Below are 20,943 nucleotides of genomic sequence, written 5' to 3' on the forward strand. Positions count from 1 at the left end.
CACGCGACCGTTCACCCTGGTCCCGCCGGCAGCAGCAGCCGGTCGGCCTCCCGCCCCTCGTGCGCGCCCAGCCAGGCGCGGTAGGCGCCGACGGACGGGCCGAGCCGGTGGTCGGTGAAGCCCCGGCGGCGTTCCAACTCGGCGCAGCCGTCGCGCCGGAAGAGCCGGGGGTTGTCGGTGAGCAGCGTCGCGAAGACCGCGCGCAGCCGCTCCTCGTCGGCGCCCGCGCCGGGCGGGAAGAGGGCCAGCAGCACGGCGGCGTCGCGGTCGCCCTCGCCGGCCGCCTCGCGCAACCCCGCCAGGAACCGCGCGCAGCTCACCCGGGGCAGGGCGTCCGCGCCGCCCAGCGGCAGGTCGGTGAAGTCGACGCTCACCGGGTGCAGGACGTGCAGCGTGCCGCCCCACTGGCGCGGGTCGACGACCGTGGCGACGATCCGCCGGGCGGCCCAGTCCACCGGCGTCCAGTCGGAGCGCACGGGCGCGTCGGGCCGCATCCCCAGCCGGTGGCAGGCCGCCAGCAGCAGGTGAGTCAGGGCCCGGGGGTTGGGGTGGCCGTCGTCGGCCGCGGGCATCACCTCGCCGAGGCGCAGCACCGTGACGGTCGCGCCGCGCCGCCGGGCGTCGTCGAGGTACCGCTCCGCCACCCACTTCGACCGGCTGTAGCCGCTCGTCGGCGCGACGGCGAGGGCCGGGTCGTACGTCTCGGGCAGCGGCTGCGGATGGCGGGCGGCCTCGCTGTCGAGGACGCCGAGGGTGGAGACGTGGTGCAGCGGCTTCGGCCGTCCCGTCAGGCACAGCCGCAGCAGCTCGGCGGTGCCGAGGACGTTCGCGGCGCGGTGGGCCCGGTAGTCGAACAGGAAATTGACGAGCGCCCCGGCGTGCAGCACGAGGTCGCAGTCGTGGGCCAGCCGGTCCCACGCCTGCGGGGTCAGGCCGAGGGCCGGGCTGCCGAGGTCGGCCGCGTACGCGTGCAGGCGCGGGCCGTGGCCGGGCCGCCACAGGCCCCGCTCTGCCAGCGCGCGCACGACGCGGGCGGTGGCCTCGGCGTCGTCGGCCGCGCGGGCCAGGCAGAGCACCCGGACGTCGGTGGTGGCGAGCAGCTCGTGTACCAGGCGCGCGCCGACGAAGCCGGTGGCCCCGGTGACCAGGACCGTGCGCGGCGCCCGGCGCCGGCCGACGGGGCGTACGGGCAGGTCTGCCGGGATCTTCGCGTCCCGCTCCACCAGCTCGTCCTCGGTCTCGGTGGGATCGGCCGTGCGCAGCCGTACGGCGAGTGCCCGGGCGAGCCGGGCGGCGCTGCGGTGGGTGAACAGGTCCTGCACGCCGACGCGCACGCTCTGGTCCGCGCCGAGGGCGGTGACCGCGTCGAGGGCCTGGAGCGAGTCGCCCCCGGCGTTGAGGAAGTCGGTGTCGGGGTCGAGGTCGGGCCGGCCGAGGACCGTCCGGAACACCCCGAGCACACGGTCGGCCAGCGTCCGTGCCTCGGCGGGCGCGGCCGACGGGCGGGTCCGGTCGGCGAGCGTACGGTCCAGCCATGCCTCCAGCGCCTGCCGGTCGACCTTGCCGTTGCCGGTCAGCGGCAGCGCGTCGCGCACGACGACGTGCCGGGGCACGTGGGTGCGGGGCAGCAGCCCGCGCAGGTGCGCCCGCACCTGCGGCTCGGTCACCTCGGGGTCGGCGGCGAGGAAGAGGGCCAGCGACTTCCCCCGGTGCTCGCGGGCCAGCAGGACCTTCGCCAGCCGTACGCCGGCCAGCCGGGTGGCGGCGGTCTCGATCTCGCCCGCCTCGATCCGGACGCCGTTGACCTTGAGCTGGTGGTCGCGGCGGCCGGCGAAGTGCAGCCGGCCGTCGGGGGCGATCCGGCCGAGGTCGCCGGTGCGGTAGAGCCGGGCACCCGGGATGTCGGGCAGCGGGTTGGGCACGAACACCTCGGCGGTGCGGGCCGGGTCGCCGAGGTAGCCCTCGCCCAGGCACACGCCGCCGATGACGATCTCGCCGGTCTCGCCCGGCGGCAGGGGGCGCAGCTCGTCGTCCACGACGGCGGCGTGGCAGTTGTCGATGGGCCGGCCGATGGGGATGACGTCGCCGTCGCTGCGGGCGACGGTGTGGAAGATCATTCCGATCGACGCCTCGGTCGGGCCGTAGCCGTTGGTGACCGCCACGCCCGGCACCAGTTCGACCAGCCGGTGCACCGCCCAGGGGTCGATCTCCTCGCCGCCGACGATCACGTTGCGCAGCGAGGCGACGGCACGCCGGGCCGCCGGGTCCCGGTCCAGGACCGACACCAGCGCGCCGAGCACGCTCGGCACGAAGTCGGTCATCGTGACGGTCTCGTCGGCGATGGTCCGGATGGTCCGCTCGACGTCGAGGAACCCGCCCTCGACCGGCACCACGGTGCGGCCGCCGGTGGTCAGCGGCCAGAACATCTGCCACACCGACGAGTCGAAGGTGTGCCGGCTGTTCTGGAGCACCACCTCGTCGCCGGTCGCCGCGAAGTGCCGCGTCATGAACCGCAGCCGGTTGGCGATGCCGTCGTGCCGGTTCAGTGCGCACTTCGGGGTGCCGGTGGTGCCGGAGGTGAAGATGCCGTAGATCAGGTCGGCCGGGCCGATCGGCACGCCGGGCCGGCGGCGGGTCGGGACGATCCCGTCGAGGTCGACGGGCAGGCAGGGGACGTCGCCGGTGTCGGGACGCGGGCCGGTGCCGCGTACCACCGCGAGCCGGGGCCGCACCTCCCGCAGCGCGGCGTGCAGCCGGTCCGCCGGCCAGCCGGGATCGACGGGCACGAAGGCCGCGCCGAGCTTCATCAGCGCCAGGTCGACGACGGGCAGTTCGAGCCCGTCGGCGATCAGGACGGGCACCACGTCGCCCCGCCGGACGCCCCGCCCGGTGAGGGCGGCGGCGACGCCGTTGGCCAGGTCGTCGAGTTCGCGGTACGTCAGCGAGCGGCCCCGGAACGACACCGCCCGGCGGTGCGGGTGCCGGTCGACGCGCTCCTCGACCATGCCGGGCACGGCCAGGAAGGGCCGGTCGTCGTACGCCTTCCCGGCGGCCGCCGCAGCGGTGGCGGTGCACCGGCAGGTGGGCCCGTCGGAGACGGGAACCGCCGCCGTGGATCCGGTGTCGCCCGCCCTCATCACGCCTCCTGTCCCCGTGCCCGCAGGCCTGTCGTCATGCTGCGGACGGGACGAATCCGACCCGACGCGCAGCAAGGGTAGTTATCGGCGCCGGTCGATGCCCTGGCTGCTGGTCAAGGACACTAGAGGGCCGATCGATGGGAGGGAATATGCAACTTTCTGCTACATCGATTTCCGTCACTTGGAAGTGGCGACCGCGCCCCCCGCGCGCCGCCCGTCCGGCGGGCAGGCCTCCCACCAGGGAATCCTTCGCCCACCCGCCGGCGTACGCGGAGATTCCACGCTGGACCGCCGGCCACGCGCGGAGGCGCACCGGCGGGGCGGACCGGCGCCCCCGCCACGCGACGAGCAGGAGCGATGACGGACGGTAGCCAGCGACGCGCGGACCGTTCGCGCCCGTGCAGCGGTTCGCGGGTGTCCCGCTCGCCGACCACCGCCCTCATCGCGATCAGCTCACCCGGCGGTCGTGCCCCTGCCAGAACCGCTCCCGAAGCTCGCGGCGCAGGATCTTCCCGCTGGGGTTGCGCGGCACCCGGTCGATGAACTCGTAGTGCAGCGGCTGCTTGAAACCGGCGAGCTGGCCGCGCAGGTGCAGCGCCAGGTCGCGCTCGGTGAGCTGCTGCCCCTCCACCGGCACCACGAACGCGTAGACGGCCTCGCCCCAGCGCTCGTCCGGCACCCCGACGACCGCCGACTCGGCGACCAGCGGGTGCCGGCTGATGACGTTCTCGACCTCGACCGGGTAGACGTTCTCCCCCGAGACGATGATCATGTCCTTGATCCGGTCGCGGATGTACAGGTAGCCGTCCTCGTCCAGCAGGCCGGCGTCCCCGGTGACGACCCAGCCGTCGACGAGCGTCTTCGCCGTGGCCTCCGGCAGGTTCCAGTACTCCACCATCACGCCCGGCGAACGCAGCCAGACCTCGCCGACCTCGCCGGCCGGCAGCGGGTCGCCCTTGTCGTCCACGATCTTGACCTCGAAGCCCGGGTACGGCAGCCCCGCCGACTGCATCTTGCCGCCGTCCGGGGTGTGGTCGGCCGGGGGCAGGCAGACGGCGGAGTTGCCGGTCTCGGTCAGGCCGTAGATCTGGGCGAACTCGCAGCCGAAGCCCTCGATGCAGCGGGCCAGCAGCGCCGTCGAGATGGGCGCGCTGCCGTAGACGATCTTCCGCAGCGAGGCGAAGTCCGCCTTGGTGACGCCGGGCTCCGCGAGCAGCAGTCGCAGCATCGAGGGCACCGCGAGGATGGTGGTGACGCGCAGCGATCTGATCAGCTCGACCGCGCCCGCGGTGTTGAACTCGCGCATCAGCACGTTCGTGGCGCCCGCGGCGAAACCCATCGCCGCCCACGACAGGCCGCCGATGTGGAATCCGCCGTTGCAGAGCAGGCTGACGTCGCTCTCGCGCAGGTCGAGCCAGTCCAGGTTCTCCGAGGCGAGCCCGTCGCGTACCGCGAAGAAGCTGCGGTGCGCGAGGACGACTCCCTTCGGCAGCCCCGTCGTGCCGCTGGTGTACATCTGCGCCAGCGGCGTGTCGGATGTGACCTTGGCCAGCACGTTCGCGTCCGGCTGCGCCGACACCCAGGCCGCGAAGCCGGCGCGGGCCACGCCGTCGGCGTCCAGCGCGACCACCTGCCGCAGCATCGGCAGCTCCGGCGCCAACTTCTCGGCGACCGGGGTCGAGTCGGCGTCGACGAAGAGCAGGGCGGCGCCGGAGTCGCGCAGGATGTGCTCGACCTCGCCGGCGGCCAACCGCCAGTTGATCGGCACGAACACCACGCCGATCTTCGCGGCGCCGAAGAGCAGGTCGTAGAAGTGCTCGGACTCCTTGCCGAGGTAGGCGACGCGGTCCCCGGGGCGCAGGCCCGCCGCCTGGAGGCCGCGTGCCACCTGGTTGCTGACGCGGTGCAGGGTGGCGTAGTCGACGCGCCGGCCCTCGCAGATGATCGCGACGGCTTCCGGCTGCTGGGCGGCGTGCCGGCGTGCCACGTCGACGAGCGTGCGCAACTGAACGGTCACCAAGTCCTCCTCAGTGGACGTACGGGGTGGGGGCGGCTCACGCCGCGTCGGCCGGGGAACGCATGCCGGGCGGGCTGACCGGCGCCATCCGCACCTCGCACCCGGCGATGCCGCCGTCGTCGTCCGGGAGACGCCGGGGCAGGTCGACGATCTGGACGAACCCGCCCTCCGCGCCCGCCAGCCCACCGGCCGCGCTGTGCCTGGCCCGCGACGCCGTCATCGCCGTTCCTCCTTGCGCACGAGTGCGAACTGAACGTAATCAGCGCGTGTCCACCACCCGGTAACAGCGGAAGAACTCGCCCAGGGGCCCGATCCGGGGCCCCGTACCCGGTAGTGGGGGCGTCACCCGCACCAACGGCGGTCGTCCCGGCAGTTACCCGAGCGTGGACGGGCTGGGGGCACCATGGGCGCGCGGGCGGTCCCTCCCGCCCGGCGCACCGCATCCGACAGCGATTCCTTCCGAGCGATCACAGCGAGGACGACATGGCGGACACGTGCCTGGAGCACGGGCATCGGCAGCTGATGGACGACGACCACTTCGCGGGCCCGTACGCGGCGTACGACGCCCCGAAGCGGTTCCCCGACCCGCCCTCCGGGGGCTGTGCACCCGCTTCCCGGACATCCAGCTCGCCGCCCCCCGGGAGTCGCTGAAGGTCAGGCGTACGCCGCTGGTGCCCGCCCTGGTGTCCCTTCCGGTCACGGTCTTGAGCGCATCCCCACACACGGTCCGCATCACCACTGCTATCCGACAAGAGGTTGTTGAACCATGCCGCGTACCGATCTGCTCCGGCCCCTGCCCGAACTGCTCCGGACCAACGCCGACCGGTCCGGCAACCAGGTCGCGTACGCCGATTCGCGGCGGAGCGTGACCCACGCGGAGCTGGCGGTACGGACGGCGCGGCTCGCCGGCCACCTCACCGACCTCGGCGTGTGGCCGGCGGACCGCGTCGTCGTCCTGCTCGACGGGGTCACGGCGGTGGAGGGCGTCCTCGCCGTCGTCCGGGCCGGCGGCATCGCGGTGCCGCTGGACCCGGCCCTGGACGACGCCGAGCTGGCCCGGCTGGTCGAGGACGCCGGCGCCGACGCGGTCATCACCGACGCGGCCAACGCGGCGCGGGTGTCCGTGTCGGTCCTCGTCGTCGACGGCGGGCACGGCGGGGACGGGCACTCGTTCGAGGAACTGGCGACCACCGACCCGGCGTCGCCGCCCCAGGACGACGCCGGCCTCGACGACCTGGCGTTCCTCACCTGGACGGCGGGAACGACCGGCCGCCGCAAGGGCGTGCTGTCCACGCAGCGCAACGCGCTGTGGCCCGCCGCCGCGGCAAGTTACGTGGCCGGGCTCGGGTGGACAGCGGACGACCGGGTGCTGTGGATGCTGCCCGTGCACGCCTGCTTCGGGCAGCTCCTCGCCGCCACCGCGGCGGGGGCGTCGGTACGCCTCGCCGGCGGCCTCTCCCCCGACGAGCTGCGGGCCGCGCTCGTCACGCAGGGCAGCACCGTCCTGGTGGGCGCCGGCGCGACGCACCGCGCCCTGCTGGACGCCCCGGGCCCCGACCCGCAGGGGGTACGGATCGCGCTGGCCGTCGGCCCCGTGGACCCGGCGCTGCGCGGGTCCTTCGAGGCCGCGTTCGCCGCGCCGCTGCTCACCGGCTACGTGACCACCGAGACGTCCGGCCTGATCGCGGTGAGCTGGCCGAGCGGCGACGCGGAACGACGCTGCCTGCCCCTGCCGGGCCTCAGCGTGCGGGTGGTCGACCCCGCATCGGGCGCCGACCTGGGCCCCGGGCAGGAGGGTGAGGTCTGGGTCAGCGGCCCGAACGTGATGGCCGGCGGCTACCACGAGCTCGCCGCCGAGACGGCCGAGGCGCTGCGCGGCGGCTGGTACCGCACCGGCGACCTGGCCCGCCGCGACGACTCCGGGCACCTCACGGTCACCGGCCGGCTGGCCGACGCGGTCGAGGTCGGCGGCGAGCGGGTCCGGCTGGACCGGATCGACGCGGTGCTGCGCGGCGTGGCGGGGGTGGCCGACGCGGCAGCCTCCGCCGGGCCCGACGGTCCGGTCGCGTTCGTCGTCGGGTCCGACGTGGACGCCGCCGGCCTGCTGGCGCGGTGCCGCGCGGAACTGCCCGCCGCGGCCGTGCCGGTCGAGACGTACCTGGTGCGGGAGATCCCCCGCACCACCCTCGGCAGCCCCGCCCGGCACCGGCTCCCCGAGCTGCCCGCCCGCCTGATCGGCGTGGCCGCGTCGCTGCCCGACCGGCTACACGCGCTGCGCTGGGAGCCGGCACCGGAGCCCGCCTCCGGGTCGGACCCCGGTCGGCTCGCCTGGACGGTCGTGGGCCCGCCCGAGCTGACCGCCGAACTCACCGACGCCGACCTCACCGTCGACAGCTACCCCGACCACACCGCGCTGTCCGAGCTGCTGGCGCGGGTGCTCGACGAGGACCACCCGGCGGACTCGCGCCTGGTCGTACTGACCCGGGGCGGCCTGCACGGCGACGACGCGGCGGCCCCCGGGCAGGCCGCCGCCTGGGCGCTCGCACGCGCCCACCAGCTCCGCCGCCCCGGCCGGCTCGTGCTCGTCGACGCCGACCGGGTCGGTGCCGAGGAGCTGCGCGCGGCCGTGGCCTCCGGCGAGGACGTGCTGGCCGTACGCGAGGGCGAACTGCTCGTGCCCCGGTACGCGGACGTCCCCGCCCTGCCCGGCGGTGCACCGCTGCGGGGCACGCTCGTGCTCGTCGCCCGGTCGTACGACGCGGCGCTCACCCGCCACCTCGTGGCGGCCCACGACGTACGCGAACTGGTCCTGGTGGGGCCGGACGACGTGCCGGCGGGCGCCCCGGCGGAGCTGGCGGCGTTCGGCGCCGAGGTCTGCGTGCACCCGGACGTGCCGTTCGACCCGGAGACGCTGGCGGCCGTGCTCGGCGACCGGCCGGTCACCACCGTCGCGGCGGTGGACCTCACGGTCACCGAGACGCTGGCGCTGCACACCGCGCCGCTCGGGCGCGCCCCGGCCGACCTCGTGCTGCTCACCGACGGCCGCGACGTCGCCGCCACCGTCGCCGCCGACGCGCTGGTGCGGCACCGGCGCGCGCTCGGCCTGCCCGGCGTCTCCGTGGCGTGGAGCGCGCCGGGCTTCGCCCGGCCCCCCGCGGCACGACGAAGCGCCCTCCTCGACGCCGCGCTGGCCACGGGCGAGCCCTGCGTCGTCGCCGCGCGCCCCGTGCCGGCCGCCGACGCCGGCACCGACGGCGCCGGCAACGCCCTGGCCGAACGGCTGCTGGCGACCCCGACGGACGAGCGGCTCGGCCTGCTGCGCGAACTCGTACGGGCCGCGACCGGCGAGGTCCTGGGCGACCAGGCGCCCGCCACGATCGACGGCGAGACGCCGTTCCGCCAGCTCGGCTACGACTCGCTCATCGCCGTGCAGCTGCGCAACCGGCTCTGCGCCGCGACCGGCCTCAGCCTGCCGGCGAGCCTGGTCTTCGACTACCCGACGCCGGACATCCTCGCCGGCCACCTGCTCGACGCCCTGGGGCTGGGCACGGTCGAGGCGGCGCCGGCCACGGTCGGGTCGTACGACGAGAGCGAGCCGATCGCGATCGTCGGCATGGCCTGCCGCTACCCGGGCGGCATCACCTCCCCGGACGACCTGTGGCGGGTGGTCGAGAACGGCACCGACGTCATCGGCGAGTTCCCCACCAACCGCGGCTGGGACCTCGCGGCGCTGTTCGCGGGCGACGGGCCGGGCACCTGCAACGCGACCGCCGGCGGCTTCCTGCACGACGCGGACGAGTTCGACGCGGAGTTCTTCGGCATCAGCCCCCGCGAGGCGCTGGCGATGGACCCGCAGCAGCGGGTGTTCCTGGAGACCGCGTGGGAGGCGCTGGAGCACGCCGGCATCCCGCCGACCTCGATGCGCGGCAGCGACACCGCCGTCTTCACGGGCCTGCACGTGCAGAACTACGGCCGGCTCGGGCACAGCGAGGAGGACGGGGTCGACGGCCACCTCATCACCGGCACCGCGAGCAGCGTGGCGTCCGGCCGGGTCGCGTACGCCCTGGGCCTGGAGGGCCAGGCGATGACCGTCGACACCGCCTGCTCGGCGTCGCTGGTCGCCCTGCACCTGGCCGTACGCGCGCTGCGCTCCGGCGAGTGCTCCATGGCCCTGGCGGGCGGCGTGACCGTGATGGCCGGCACGGAGACCTTCACCGAGTTCTCCCGGCAGAACGGCCTCTCCCCCGACGGGCGGTGCAAGGCGTTCTCCGACGACGCCGACGGCACCGGCTGGGGCGAGGGCGTCGGCGTGCTGGTCGTCGAGCGGCTCTCCGACGCCCGCCGCAACGGCCACCGCGTGCTGGCGGTCGTCCGCGGCTCGGCCGTCAACCAGGACGGCGCCTCCAACGGCCTCACCGCCCCCAACGGGCCCTCGCAGCAGCGGGTCATCCGCGCCGCGCTCGCCAACGCGGGCCTCGCACCCGGCGAGGTGGACGCGCTGGAGGCGCACGGCACCGGCACGTCGCTGGGCGACCCCATCGAGGCCCAGGCGATCCTCGCCACCTACGGCCAGGGCCGCGAACAGCCGCTCCGGCTCGGCTCGCTGAAGTCCAACATCGGCCACACGCAGGCCGCCGCCGGCGTCGGCGGCGTGATCAAGATGGTCCTCGCCCTGCGCAACGGGCTGCTGCCGCGCACCCTGCACGTCTCGGAGCCGAGCCGCAAGGTGGACTGGTCGACCGGGGCGGTGTCGCTGCTGACCGAGCCGGTCGCGTGGCCCGCCGGCGACCGGCCGCGCCGGGCCGCCGTCTCGTCGTTCGGGATGAGCGGCACGAACGCGCACGTGATCATCGAGGAGCCGCCCGCCGCCGACGCCCCGCCCGCCGACGCCCCGGCCGCGCCGCCGGTGCTGCCGTTGCTGCTGTCGGCGCGCTCCGAGCAGGCGGTACGGGAGCAGGCCCGCCGGCTGCACGACCACCTCGCCGACCGGCCCGAGCTGTCGGTCGCCGACGTCGGCCGGTCCCTCGTCACCACCCGGGTCGCCTTCGGCCACCGGGCTGCGGTCACCGGCGCCACCCGGCAGGACCTGCTCGACGGCCTCGCCACCCTCGCCGCCGGTCAGGGCACCGCCGACGTGCTCACCGGCACCGCCCGCCCCGGCGGGCTGGCGTTCCTGTTCACCGGTACGGGCGCCCAGTACCTCGGCATGGGCACCGAACTCGCCGCCGCGTACCCCGTCTTCGCGAACGCGTTCGACGAGGCCTGCGCCGAGCTGGACCGGCACCTGGACAAGCCGGTACGCGAGATCATCCGCAGCGACGACCTGCACCGGTTCGCGTACACGCAGCCGGCCCTGTTCGCCTTCGAGGTCGCCCTCCACCGGCTCGTCGAGTCGTGGGGCATCCGCCCCGACTTCGTGGCGGGGCACTCCCTCGGCGAGCTCTCCGCCGCGTACGTGGCCGGCGTCTGGTCGCTCGCCGACGCCGCGAAGCTCGTCGCGGCCCGCGCCACCCTCATGGCGGCCCTGCCGCTGGGCGGCGTGATGGTCGCCGTGCAGGCCACCGAGGAGCAGGTCACCCCGTACCTGAGCGAGCAGGTCGGCATCGCCGCCATCAACACCCCCACCGACCTGGTCATCTCCGGCGACGAGGCCGCCACCCTCGCCGCCGCCGAGCAGCTCGCCGCGCTCGGTCACAAGACGAAGCGGCTGCCGATCCCGCTGGGCGCCCACTCCCACCTGATGGACCCGATGCTCGACGACTACCGGGCCGTCGCCGCGTCCATCACCCATCACGAACCCCGCATCGGGCTGATCTCCACGGTCGACGGGCAGCCGCTGCGCTCCACGCCCGAGCACTGGGTCACCCAGGTCCGCCGGGCCGTACGCTTCCACGACGCCGTCGCTGCCCTCACCGCCGACGGCCGCGTCGAGACCTTCCTCGAGATCGGCCCCGACACCGTCCTCGCCACCACCACCGGCGACGCCACCGGCATCGCCACCATGCGCCGGGGGCAGCCCGAGACGCACAGCCTCGCCCGGGCCGTCGGCCACCTCTTCACCGTCGGAACCAGCCCCGACGCCGACGCCTACTTTCCCGGCGCCCGCGAGGTGCCGCTGCCGACGTACCCGTTCCAGCGGAGGTCGTACTGGCTGCGGCCCACCGCCGGGGGCGACGTGGGCACGGCCGGCCTCACCGCGGCGCGCCACCCGCTGCTCGGCGCGGTGCTGGGCGTCGTCGACACCGACCGGCTCGTGCTCACCGGGCGGCTCTCCCTGCGCGAGCAGCCCTGGCTGGTCGACCACGCCGTCCTCGACACCGTCCTGCTGCCCGGCACCGCGTTCCTCGAACTGGCCGCGCACGCCGCCGAGCACACCGGCAGCGGCACGATCGAGGAACTCACCCTCCAGGCCCCGCTGACGCTGACCGAGGAGCAGCGGGTCAACCTCCAGGTGTGGGTCGGCCGACCCGACGAGCAGGGCCGCCGCGAGTTCGGCGTGTACTCCCAGCCGGCCGGGCAGCCGCCGGGCGCGGAGTGGACGTGTCACGCCTCGGGCACGCTGGCCGACGCACCCGCGCCGGCCCCGGTGTTGGAGGAGTGGCCGCCACCCGGCGCGGAGCCCGTCGAGGTCGGCGACTTCTACGGCTGGCTGCTGGCGCGCGGATTCTGCTACGGGCCCGCCTTCCAGGGCGTCCAGGAGGTGTGGCGGCGCGGCGACGAGCTGTTCGCCCGGGCCACCCTGCGCACCGAGGACGAGCCGGCCGCCGTGCGCTACGGCGTACACCCGGCGCTGCTCGACGCCGCCATGCACCCGCTCGTGCTGCACCTCGACGGCGGCGGGAACCCGGCCGGCCGGGCCTGGCTGCCCTTCTCCTGGCGGGGGGTGCGGCTGCACCGCCGGGGGGCCTCGGCACTGCGGGTCCGGCTGACCCCGGCCGGCGAGAACACCCTGCGGGTGAGCACCACCGACGACGACGGCAACCCGGTGCTGAGCGCCGACGCGGTCGCGGTCCGGCCGGTCACGACGGACGGCCTGGCCGGCGCGAGCGGCCCCACCGCCGCGCTGTACCGCACGGACTGGGTGCCCGTGGCCGCCCCGACCGGCACCGGCACGCCCGACGTCGAGGTGTTCCGGGTCGAGGCGGGCGACACCGCCGACGCCGTACGACAGTCCCTCCACGACACGCTGGCGACGCTTCAGCGGGCCGCGGCCGGCACCGCGCGGCTGGCCGTGGTCACCCGCGGCGGCGACCTCGCGGGCGCGGCGGCCTGGGGCATGGTCCGCTCCGCCCAGACCGAGCACCCGGACCGCTTCGTCCTCGTCGAGACCGACGGCACCGACAAGTCGGAGCGCGTCCTCGCCGCAGCCCTCGCCACCGGGGAGCCGCAGCTCGCCGTCCGCGACGGGGCGCTGACCGTGCCACGGCTCGCCCGGCACACCGCCGCCACCCCGGACGGCGCGCTGTTCGACCCGACGGGGGCCGTCCTGATCACCGGTGGCACCGGCACGCTCGGCGCCGCGCTCGCCCGCCACCTGGTCACCCGGCACGGCGCGGAACACCTGGTCCTCGCCTCCCGCCGGGGCCTGGACGCGCCGGGCGCCGCCGCGTTGGCCGAGGAGCTGACCGCCCTCGGCGCCACCACTGTCGACGTCGTCGCGTGCGACACCGCCGACCGCGAGGCGCTGGCCGAGCTGCTCGACGGGCTCGCCCGGCCGCTGGTGGGCGTGGTGCACACCGCGGGCGTGCTCGACGACGGCATCCTGGAGTCGCTCACGCCCGAGCGCCTCGACGCCGTCCTGCGACCCAAGCTCGACGCCGCGCTCAACCTGCACGAGCTGGCCGGCGACGTCGACCTGTTCGTGCTCTACTCCTCCGTCGCGAGCGTCATCGGCACCGCGGGGCAGGCGAACTACGCGGCGGCGAACGCGTTCCTCGACGCCCTGGCCGCACAGCGCCGGGCCGAGGGTCGGGCCGCCACCTCGCTGTCCTGGGGCCTGTGGGCCGAGCAGAGCGCGATGACCAGCCAGCTCGGCGAGACCGACCTGGCCCGCATCGCGCGCGGCGGTCTCCTCCCGCACAGCGTCGAGGAAGGGCTCGCGCTGTTCGACGCCGCGTGCCGCTCCGACCTGGCGCACCTGGTGCCCGTCACCATCGACGTCGCCGCGGTACGCGCCGCCACGAACGCCGCGCCGCCGCTGCACGGCCTGGCCAGGGTGCCGCGCCGGCGGCAGGCCGCGACCCGGCCGGGCGCCACCGCGCTGGCCCGCGAGCTGGCCGGGCGCAGCGAGGAGGAGCAGCGCGGGCTGCTGCTCGACATCGTGCGTACGCAGGTCGCGACCGTGCTCGCCCAGCCGGACGCGGACGCCGTCTCCGTGGCCGAACCGTTCCGTCAGCTCGGCTTCGACTCGCTGATGGCCGTCGAGCTGCGCAACCGGCTCAACACCGCGACGGGGCTGCGCCTGCCCGCGACGCTGACCTTCGACTACCCCACCCCGGAGGCCCTCGTCGAGTACCTGCGGGGCGAGCTGGGCGACCGGGAGGACGAACCGCGCCCCGTCGTGGCGGCGGTCGCCGCCCGCCCCACCGACGAGCCCATCGCGATCGTCGGCATGGCCTGCCGCTACCCCGGCGGTGTCAGCTCACCCGACGAGCTGTGGCAGCTGCTGCTCGACGGACGGGAGGGCATCAGCGGCTTCCCGACCGACCGCGGCTGGTCGCTGGACACGCTGTTCGACCCCGACCCGGACACCCCCGGCACCAGCTACGTCGACCGCGGCGGATTCCTGCTCGACGCGGCCGGGTTCGACGCGGAGTTCTTCGGCATCAGCCCCCGCGAGGCGCTGGCGATGGACCCGCAGCAGCGGATCTTCCTGGAGACCTGCTCGGCGGCGCTGGAGAACGCCGGCCTCCGGCCGGACGCGCTGCGCGGCTCACCCACCGGCGTGTTCACCGGCCTCATGACGCACGACTACGCCGCCGGGGCGAGCGCCGTACCCGACGGTGTCGAAGGGTTCCTGGGCACCGGAACCGCGGGCAGCGTCGCCTCGGGCCGGGTGGCGTACACGTTCGGGCTGGAGGGGCCGGCGGTCACCGTCGACACCGCCTGCTCGTCGTCGCTGGTCGCCCTGCACCTCGCCGTGCAGGCGCTGCGCTCCGGCGAGTGCTCCCTCGCGCTGACCGGCGGCGTGACAGTCATGTCCACGCCCAGCCTGTACGTCGAGTTCTCCAAGCAGCGGGGCCTCGCCCGCGACGGCCGGTGCAAGTCGTTCGCCGCCGCCGCGGACGGCACGGGCTGGGCGGAGGGCGTCGGCGTACTGGTGGTCGAGCGGCTCTCCGACGCCCGCCGCAACGGCCACCGCGTCCTCGCCCTCGTACGCGGCTCGGCCGTCAACCAGGACGGCGCCTCCAACGGCCTCACCGCCCCCAACGGGCCCTCGCAGCAGCGGGTCATCCGGTCGGCGCTGGCCAACGCCGGGCTGTCGGCCGACCAGGTGGACGCCATCGAGGCGCACGGCACCGGCACGTCCCTGGGCGACCCCATCGAGGCCCAGGCGATCCTCGCCACCTACGGCCAGGACCGCGAGCGCCCGCTCTGGTTGGGCTCGCTCAAGTCCAACATCGGCCACGCCCAGGCCGCCGCCGGCGTCGGCGGGGTCATCAAGATGGTCCTCGCCCTGCGGCACGGGCTGCTGCCGCGCACCCTGCACGTCGACGAGCCGTCGCCGAAGGTCGACTGGTCGGCGGGCTCGGTCGCGCTGCTGACCGAGCCGGCCGAGTGGCAGCGCAACGGCCACCCGCGCCGCGCCGGGGTGTCCTCGTTCGGCGTCAGCGGCACGAACGCGCACGTGATCATCGAGGAGCCCCCCGCCGAGGCCGACAGCGCCGACACCGGCACGCCGCCGCAGGCCCTGCCGTGGCTGCTGTCCGCCCGCTCGGAGCAGGCCCTGCGGGAGCAGGCCCGCCGCCTGCACGACCACCTCGCGGCCCGCCCCGAACTGCCGGACGCCGACGTCGCGCGCTCCCTGGCCGCCCGGGTCCGGTTCTCCCAGCGGGCCGCCGTCGTCGGCACCGACCGGCGGGAACTCCTCGACGGCCTCGCCGCGCTGGCCGCCGGCCAGGAGGCCGCCAACCTGGTCACCGGCACCCCCGGGGCCGGCAGGTTGGCGTTCCTGTTCACCGGGCAGGGCGCGCAGCGGCTGGGCATGGGCGCCGAACTCGCCGCCGCGTACCCCGTCTTCGCCGCCGCCTTCGACGAGGTCTGCGCCGCCCTCGACGCGCACCTCGACCAACCGCTGCGCAAGGTCATCGACACCGACGAGGTGCACCAGACCGGCTACACCCAACCCGCCCTGTTCGCCTTCGAGGTCGCCCTCTACCGGCTCCTCGAATCCTGGGGCATCCGCCCCGACCACCTCGCCGGGCACTCCATCGGCGAACTCGCCGCCGCCCACGTCGCCGGCGTCTGGGACCTCGCCGACGCCGCGAGGCTCGTCGCCGCCCGCGCCACGCTCATGCAGGCCCTCCCCACCGGGGGCGCCATGGTCGCCGTGCAGGCCACCGAGGAACAGGTCACCCCGTACCTCTCCGACTCCGTCGGCGTCGCCGCCGTCAACACCGGCACCGACCTCGTCCTCTCCGGCGACGAGGCCGCCACCCTCGCGGCCGCCGAGGCACTCGCCGCACAGGGCCACCGGACGAAGCGCCTCACCGTCTCCCACGCCTTCCACTCCCACCTGATGGACCCCGTCCTCGACGAGTACCGCGCCGTCGCCGACTCCATCACCCACCGGGAGCCCACCGTTCCCGTCATCTCCACCGTCGACGGCCGACCGCTGCGTTCCACTCCCGACCACTGGGTCACCCAACTGCGTCACACCGTCCGCTTCCACGAGGCCGTCGAGGCTCTCGCCGGCACGCACCACGTCGGCACCTTCCTCGAGATCGGCCCCGACACCGTCCTCGCCACGGCCGCCGCCACCGGCGACGCCACCACCATCGCCACCACCCGCCGGGGACAACCCGAGACCGCGACCCTCGGCAGGGCCGTCGGGCGACTCTTCACCGCGGGGGCCGGACCCGACGCCGGCGCGTACCGGGCGGGCGCCCGCGAGGTGGAGCTGCCGACGTACCCGTTCCAGCACCAGCGGTACTGGCTGGTCCCCGACGAGGGGCCGGCGGACGCGGCCGGGCTCGGGCTCGGGGCTGCGGACCATCCGCTGCTCGGCGCGGTGCTGGCGCTCGCCGACTCCCAGCGGAGCGTGCTCACCGGCCGGCTCTCCCTGCGCGAACAGCCCTGGCTCGCCGACCACGCCGTCCTGGGCACGGTCCTGCTGCCGGGTGCCGCGTTCGTCGAACTCGCGCGGCGGGCCGCCGAGCACGTCGAACTCGACCGCATCGAGGAGCTGACCCTGCACGCGCCGCTGGTGCTGCCGGCCGACGGCGCGGTACGGGTGCAGGTGGAGGTCGGGGAACCCGACGAGGCCGGACGCCGGCCGCTGCGGGTGCACTCCCGGCGCGAGGACGCGGCCGACGGCGAGCCGTGGACGCAGCACGCGAGCGGCCTGCTCGACGCCGCCGGAGAACCCGAGACCGGCTGGGCCGGTGAGTGGCCGCCGACCGACGCCGTGCCGGCCCCGGTCGAGGAGCTGTACGACCGCGTCGCCGACCTCGGCGTCGACTACGGCCCCGCGTTCCGGGGACTGGTGGCGGCCTGGCGGCGCGGCGACGAACTGCTCGCGGAGGTCGCGCTCCCCGCCGACGCGCCGGCGGGCCGCTTCGGACTGCATCCGGCACTGCTGGACGCGGCCCTGCACCCGATCTCCCTGGCCACCGGGGCCGACGGTCCGCTGCGCCTGCCGTTCAGCTGGCACGGCGTACGGGTGCTGACCACCGGGGCGACGGCCCTGCGGGTGCGGATCACGCCCACCGCCGGCGACGCGTTCGCCCTGGCGCTCGCCGACGCCACCGGCATGCCGGTGGCCACGGTCGAGTCCCTGGTCGCGCGCCCGGTGACGATCGAGCAGCTGCGCTCCACCGCCGGTCCGGACGGGCTGCACCGGTTGGAGTGGCAACCCGTCCCCACGCCCGTGGCCCCCGCCGGCGCCTTCGACGTGTTCCAGGTCGGGACCGGCACGGACGCCGAGGCGGTACGGGCCGCCGTGCACGACGCGCTCGCGGCGGTCCAGGAGTGGCTGCCCGGCGACCGCTCCCCGCTGGTGTTCGTGTCCCAGGGTGCGACCGACGGCACGAACCCGGCGGGCGCGGCGGTCTGGGGCCTGGTCCGCTCGGCGCAGACCGAGCATCCCGATCGTTTCGTCCTCGTCGACACCGACGACCCGGCTCTCGTCGGCGCGGCCGTCGCGACCGGGGAACCGCAGGTGGCCGTCCGCGACGGGGTGCCGACCGTGCCGCGGCTCGCGACGTTCGCGACCGGCTCGGACCGCCGCCTGTTCGACCCGGCGGGCACCGTGCTCGTCACCGGCGGCACCGGAGCCCTGGGCGCGGAACTGGCCCGCCACCTGGTCACCGCGCACGGTGCGCGGCACCTCGTGCTGACGTCCCGTCGTGGCCCGGCCGCGCCGGGCGCCGCGGAGCTGACGGCCGAGCTGGAGTCGCTGGGCGCCAGGATCACGGTCGCCGCCTGCGACGCCGCCGACCGGACCGCGCTGGCGGAACTCCTGGCGTCCCTGCCCGGCCTGGTCGGCGTCGTGCACGCCGCGGGCGTGCTGGACGACGGCACGGTCGAGTCGCTCACGCCGGAACGGGTGGACGCGGTGCTGCGGGCGAAGGTCGACGCGGCGCTGAACCTGCACGAGCTGGCCGGCGACGTCGAGCTGTTCGTGCTGTTCTCCTCGGCGACCGGGGTGCTGGGCACGGCCGGCCAGGCGAACTACGCGGCGGCGAACGCCTTCCTGGACGCGCTCGCCACGCGCCGTCGGGCGTCCGGCCGCACGGCGACCTCGCTGGCCTGGGGCCTGTGGCGCAGCGGTGGCGCGATGACCGGCGGGCTCACCGAGGCCGACCTCGCCCGCATCGGGCGCACCGGCGTGCGGGCGCACACCGTCGAGGAGGGGCTCGCGCTGTTCGACGCGGCCTGCCGGACCGACGAGCCGTGCCTGGTCCCGATCAGGTTGGACGTAGCTGTCCTGCGCACGAGCACGTCGGCGCCGGCACCGCTGCGCTCCTTCACCCGCCCCCGGCGCGCCTCCTCGGCCGGCAGCGCGGCATCGCTGTCCAGCCGGCTGGCCGGCCTCGCCGAGCCGGAGCAGCGCGAGGTGCTGCTGACCCTGGTACGCACGAACGTGGCCGCCGTGCTGGCCCACGACTCGGTGGAGACCATCGCGGCGGACCAGGCGTTCAAGCAACTGGGCTTCGACTCGCTGACGGCGGTGGAGCTGCGAAACCGGCTCAACCAGGCCACCGGCCTGCGGATGCCGGCGACGCTGACGTTCGACCACCCCACGCCCGCGGCGCTCGTGGAGCACCTGATCGGGGAGCTCGGCGGCAACCAGGCGCAGCTCAACCTGCGCACCCTCGTCGACAGCATCGCCAGGGTCGAGGCGACGCTGGAGCTGGTGGACGCGACGCAGACGGCGGAGACGGACATCGCCGCTGCCCTGCAACGGCTGCTGACCAGGTGGCGCGACAAGTCCAGCCCGGCCGAGGCCACGGACCTCGCCTCGGTCACGGCGGACGACCTGTTCGACATCCTGGACAGCGAGCTCGACAACGCCTGACCCCGGGCCAGCCACGACCGCCCCCCACCCCGCAAGACGGGGTGGGGGGCGGTCCGTTTACGGGATGGAGGGCTGGTCCGTTCGCGAGACGCACGAGACGCCCGCCGAATCCGCACCCGCCCGGACCGGAAGCAGCCCGACCGGGGGACGGCCCACCCGGACGGGAACGACCCGTCCGGACCGGGAAAGGCCCGCCGGCCCCGGGCGCACGCCGATCGAGTACGAGGGTGACCACCAGCGGGAACGCAGGCACTTCCAGCGGGACGTGGCTCGGCGCTCAACGCACTCCGCGCGGCGGGCTGGTTGGCGCTGCGTTCCACGGCGGACGACGCACCACGGCACCCCGCCCGGTTTGTCCGGCTGATAACTGACGCATTCCGGGAACGCCGTGTTGACGACGACCCAGCCAATGGTGATCAGGACGCCATGGACCTTAAAACGGCTGGATAACGTCCATGGCGTCCTGATCACCGGGGCGGCCATACGCGAGCGGCGGGGGCGGCCGCACGCAACGGCGCGGCGGCAGGGGCGCTCGCACGCGGAAGTGCGGCGGCAGGGCGCTTTCCACACGAGCGGCGGGGCGGCAGGACGCCCCCACGCGAAAGTGCGGCGGCAGGACGCTCCCACGCGAAAGTGCGGCGGCAGGGCGCTTCCCACGCGAGCGGCGGGGTGGTCGGGCGCTTCCACGCGAAGGCTCGGCAGCCGTGTCGAGATGTCCTGCGGTCAGCGGATCGTCCGCACGTGCGGGATGTCGCCCGGGCCGGACCGGTGGTGTCGCCGCGTGGCCGGCAGCCGGGCGGGCGCGGGACCCGGCCGCCGTCACCTCGTCGGGGCGGTCTGGACCCCCGTCCGCGCGTCGCACATCGAAGAGGGCCTCCACCGGGCAGAAGCCGGCGTCACCGGGCCGGCCGGCCTCCAGCGGGCGGCCTACGTCAGCTCACCACCGAGTACTTCTGCCAACCCGTCGCGAGCACCTCCGGCGCGGAGAACGTGGCCGAGGGCCGCTCCGCGTCGAACTTGCCGTTGTGCAGGTGCACGACGAGCGTGCCGTCGGCGCGTACGGCCAGCAGGTCCGGCCGGCCGTCGAGGTCGATGTCGGTCACCGTGATGTGCGCGAACTCCTGCCAGCCCTTGCCGAGCGTGAACCACTGGCCCTCGCCCCGCCACCAGGGGCCCTCGCCGGAGGTGTCGTGTGCGAACTCGTACAGGTCGAGGTCGCCGTTGGCGCGGCGGACCAGCAGGTCGGGCCGGCCGGTGCCGGTGACGTCGGCCATCGCCAGCGGGAAGTCCTCGACGTCGATCGTCACCAGGCGGTGCGCGGTGCGGTCGTACGTCTCGTTCTGCGTGACCTGGCGCTTGTTGAAGAACGCGTCGACGTGGCCCGCGTCCTGCTCGCGGCCGAACATGTCGTCACAGCCGTCCAGGTCCACGTCGGCGATGCCGAGGGTCTCCCACTTCTTGTCGTCGCGGGCGCCGGAGATGCGGATCGGCTCGCCGAGCGTGTCGAGACCGTTCAGCCCACCCCTGTTCGGATAGAGGAAGATCCCGTGCGTTTCGTTCATGTGTCTCATGCTGACGCCGATGACGTCGGCGTAGCCGTTGCCGTTGACGTCGATCGGACGAACCATTCCGTGGTGGCGGTACGGGTGGAAGCCGGTGCTGATCAGCACGGGCTCGTCGTATGTCTCGCTACCCCGGAAGCTGCCGCTGTGCGGGAAGACCAGCAGTTCACCCGTGTCGTCGTCACGGGCCATGATGTCCAGCCTCCCGTTCCCGTTGAACGAACGGCAGTGACCATTCCCGCCCATGCGTGCCACGAACTACCTCCCCGTACGCCCCGAAACACGACAGTCCGATCATTACGAACAGGGGCTGGGGGCAGTAACCCCTACCCGCACCCCTCACCACCCGCAAGACGACGGTCGACAGGCGGGATCGACATACGGCAAAGCGACCTACGACTATCGGCGCCGATCCATGCCCCATCGCCGATCACGGGCATCAGGGGGCCGGCCGAAGAAGGGGAGCACGCGACTTTCGCCACCTCGCTT

The 20,943-nt window shown here is 75.0% G+C and carries 5 protein-coding genes; 1 reads left to right on the plus strand and 4 read right to left on the minus strand.

From position 1 onward, the window contains the following. Positions 1–11: 11 nt before the first annotated feature. From AC0OO9_RS08045 to AC0OO9_RS08055, 3 genes are all read right to left on the minus strand, one after another. Positions 12–3,137 (minus strand): non-ribosomal peptide synthetase, encoded by a 3,126-nt coding sequence (locus AC0OO9_RS08045; RefSeq protein ID WP_484516670.1) that lies wholly within the window; start codon positions 3,135–3,137, stop codon positions 12–14. 448 nt (positions 3,138–3,585) lie between these two features. After that, positions 3,586–5,154, minus strand: coding sequence for a fatty acid--CoA ligase (locus tag AC0OO9_RS08050; protein WP_393172057.1), 1,569 nt, complete (start codon positions 5,152–5,154; stop codon positions 3,586–3,588). A gap of 37 nt (positions 5,155–5,191) precedes the next feature. Continuing rightward, on the minus strand, positions 5,192–5,374 hold the full coding sequence (locus AC0OO9_RS08055) for a hypothetical protein (RefSeq protein WP_484516672.1): 183 nt from the start codon (positions 5,372–5,374) through the stop codon (positions 5,192–5,194). A gap of 546 nt (positions 5,375–5,920) precedes the next feature. Between AC0OO9_RS08055 and AC0OO9_RS08060 the strand changes: the two genes are divergently transcribed. Then, on the plus strand, positions 5,921–18,892 hold the full coding sequence (locus AC0OO9_RS08060; RefSeq protein WP_484516673.1) for an SDR family NAD(P)-dependent oxidoreductase: 12,972 nt from the start codon (positions 5,921–5,923) through the stop codon (positions 18,890–18,892). A gap of 932 nt (positions 18,893–19,824) precedes the next feature. On the opposite strand, the gene AC0OO9_RS08065 is transcribed toward AC0OO9_RS08060, so the two are convergent. Further along, positions 19,825–20,700, minus strand: a complete 876-nt coding sequence (locus AC0OO9_RS08065) for an FG-GAP repeat domain-containing protein (RefSeq protein ID WP_484517884.1) — start codon at positions 20,698–20,700, stop codon at positions 19,825–19,827. Between the last annotated feature and the right edge of the window lie 243 nt (positions 20,701–20,943).

Source organism: Micromonospora sp. USAFONa4, from assembly GCF_057197825.1.

Bases quoted from the DNA above. Each gene is read 5' to 3' on its own strand.
- AC0OO9_RS08045 (WP_484516670.1), bottom strand. From the start codon at position 3,137: ATGAGGGCGGGCGACACCGGATCCACGGCGGCGGTTCCCGTCTCCGAC.
- AC0OO9_RS08055 (WP_484516672.1), bottom strand. From the start codon at position 5,374: ATGACGGCGTCGCGGGCCAGGCACAGCGCGGCCGGTGGGCTGGCGGGC.
- AC0OO9_RS08060 (WP_484516673.1), top strand. From the start codon at position 5,921: ATGCCGCGTACCGATCTGCTCCGGCCCCTGCCCGAACTGCTCCGGACC.
- AC0OO9_RS08065 (WP_484517884.1), bottom strand. From the start codon at position 20,700: ATGGGCGGGAATGGTCACTGCCGTTCGTTCAACGGGAACGGGAGGCTG.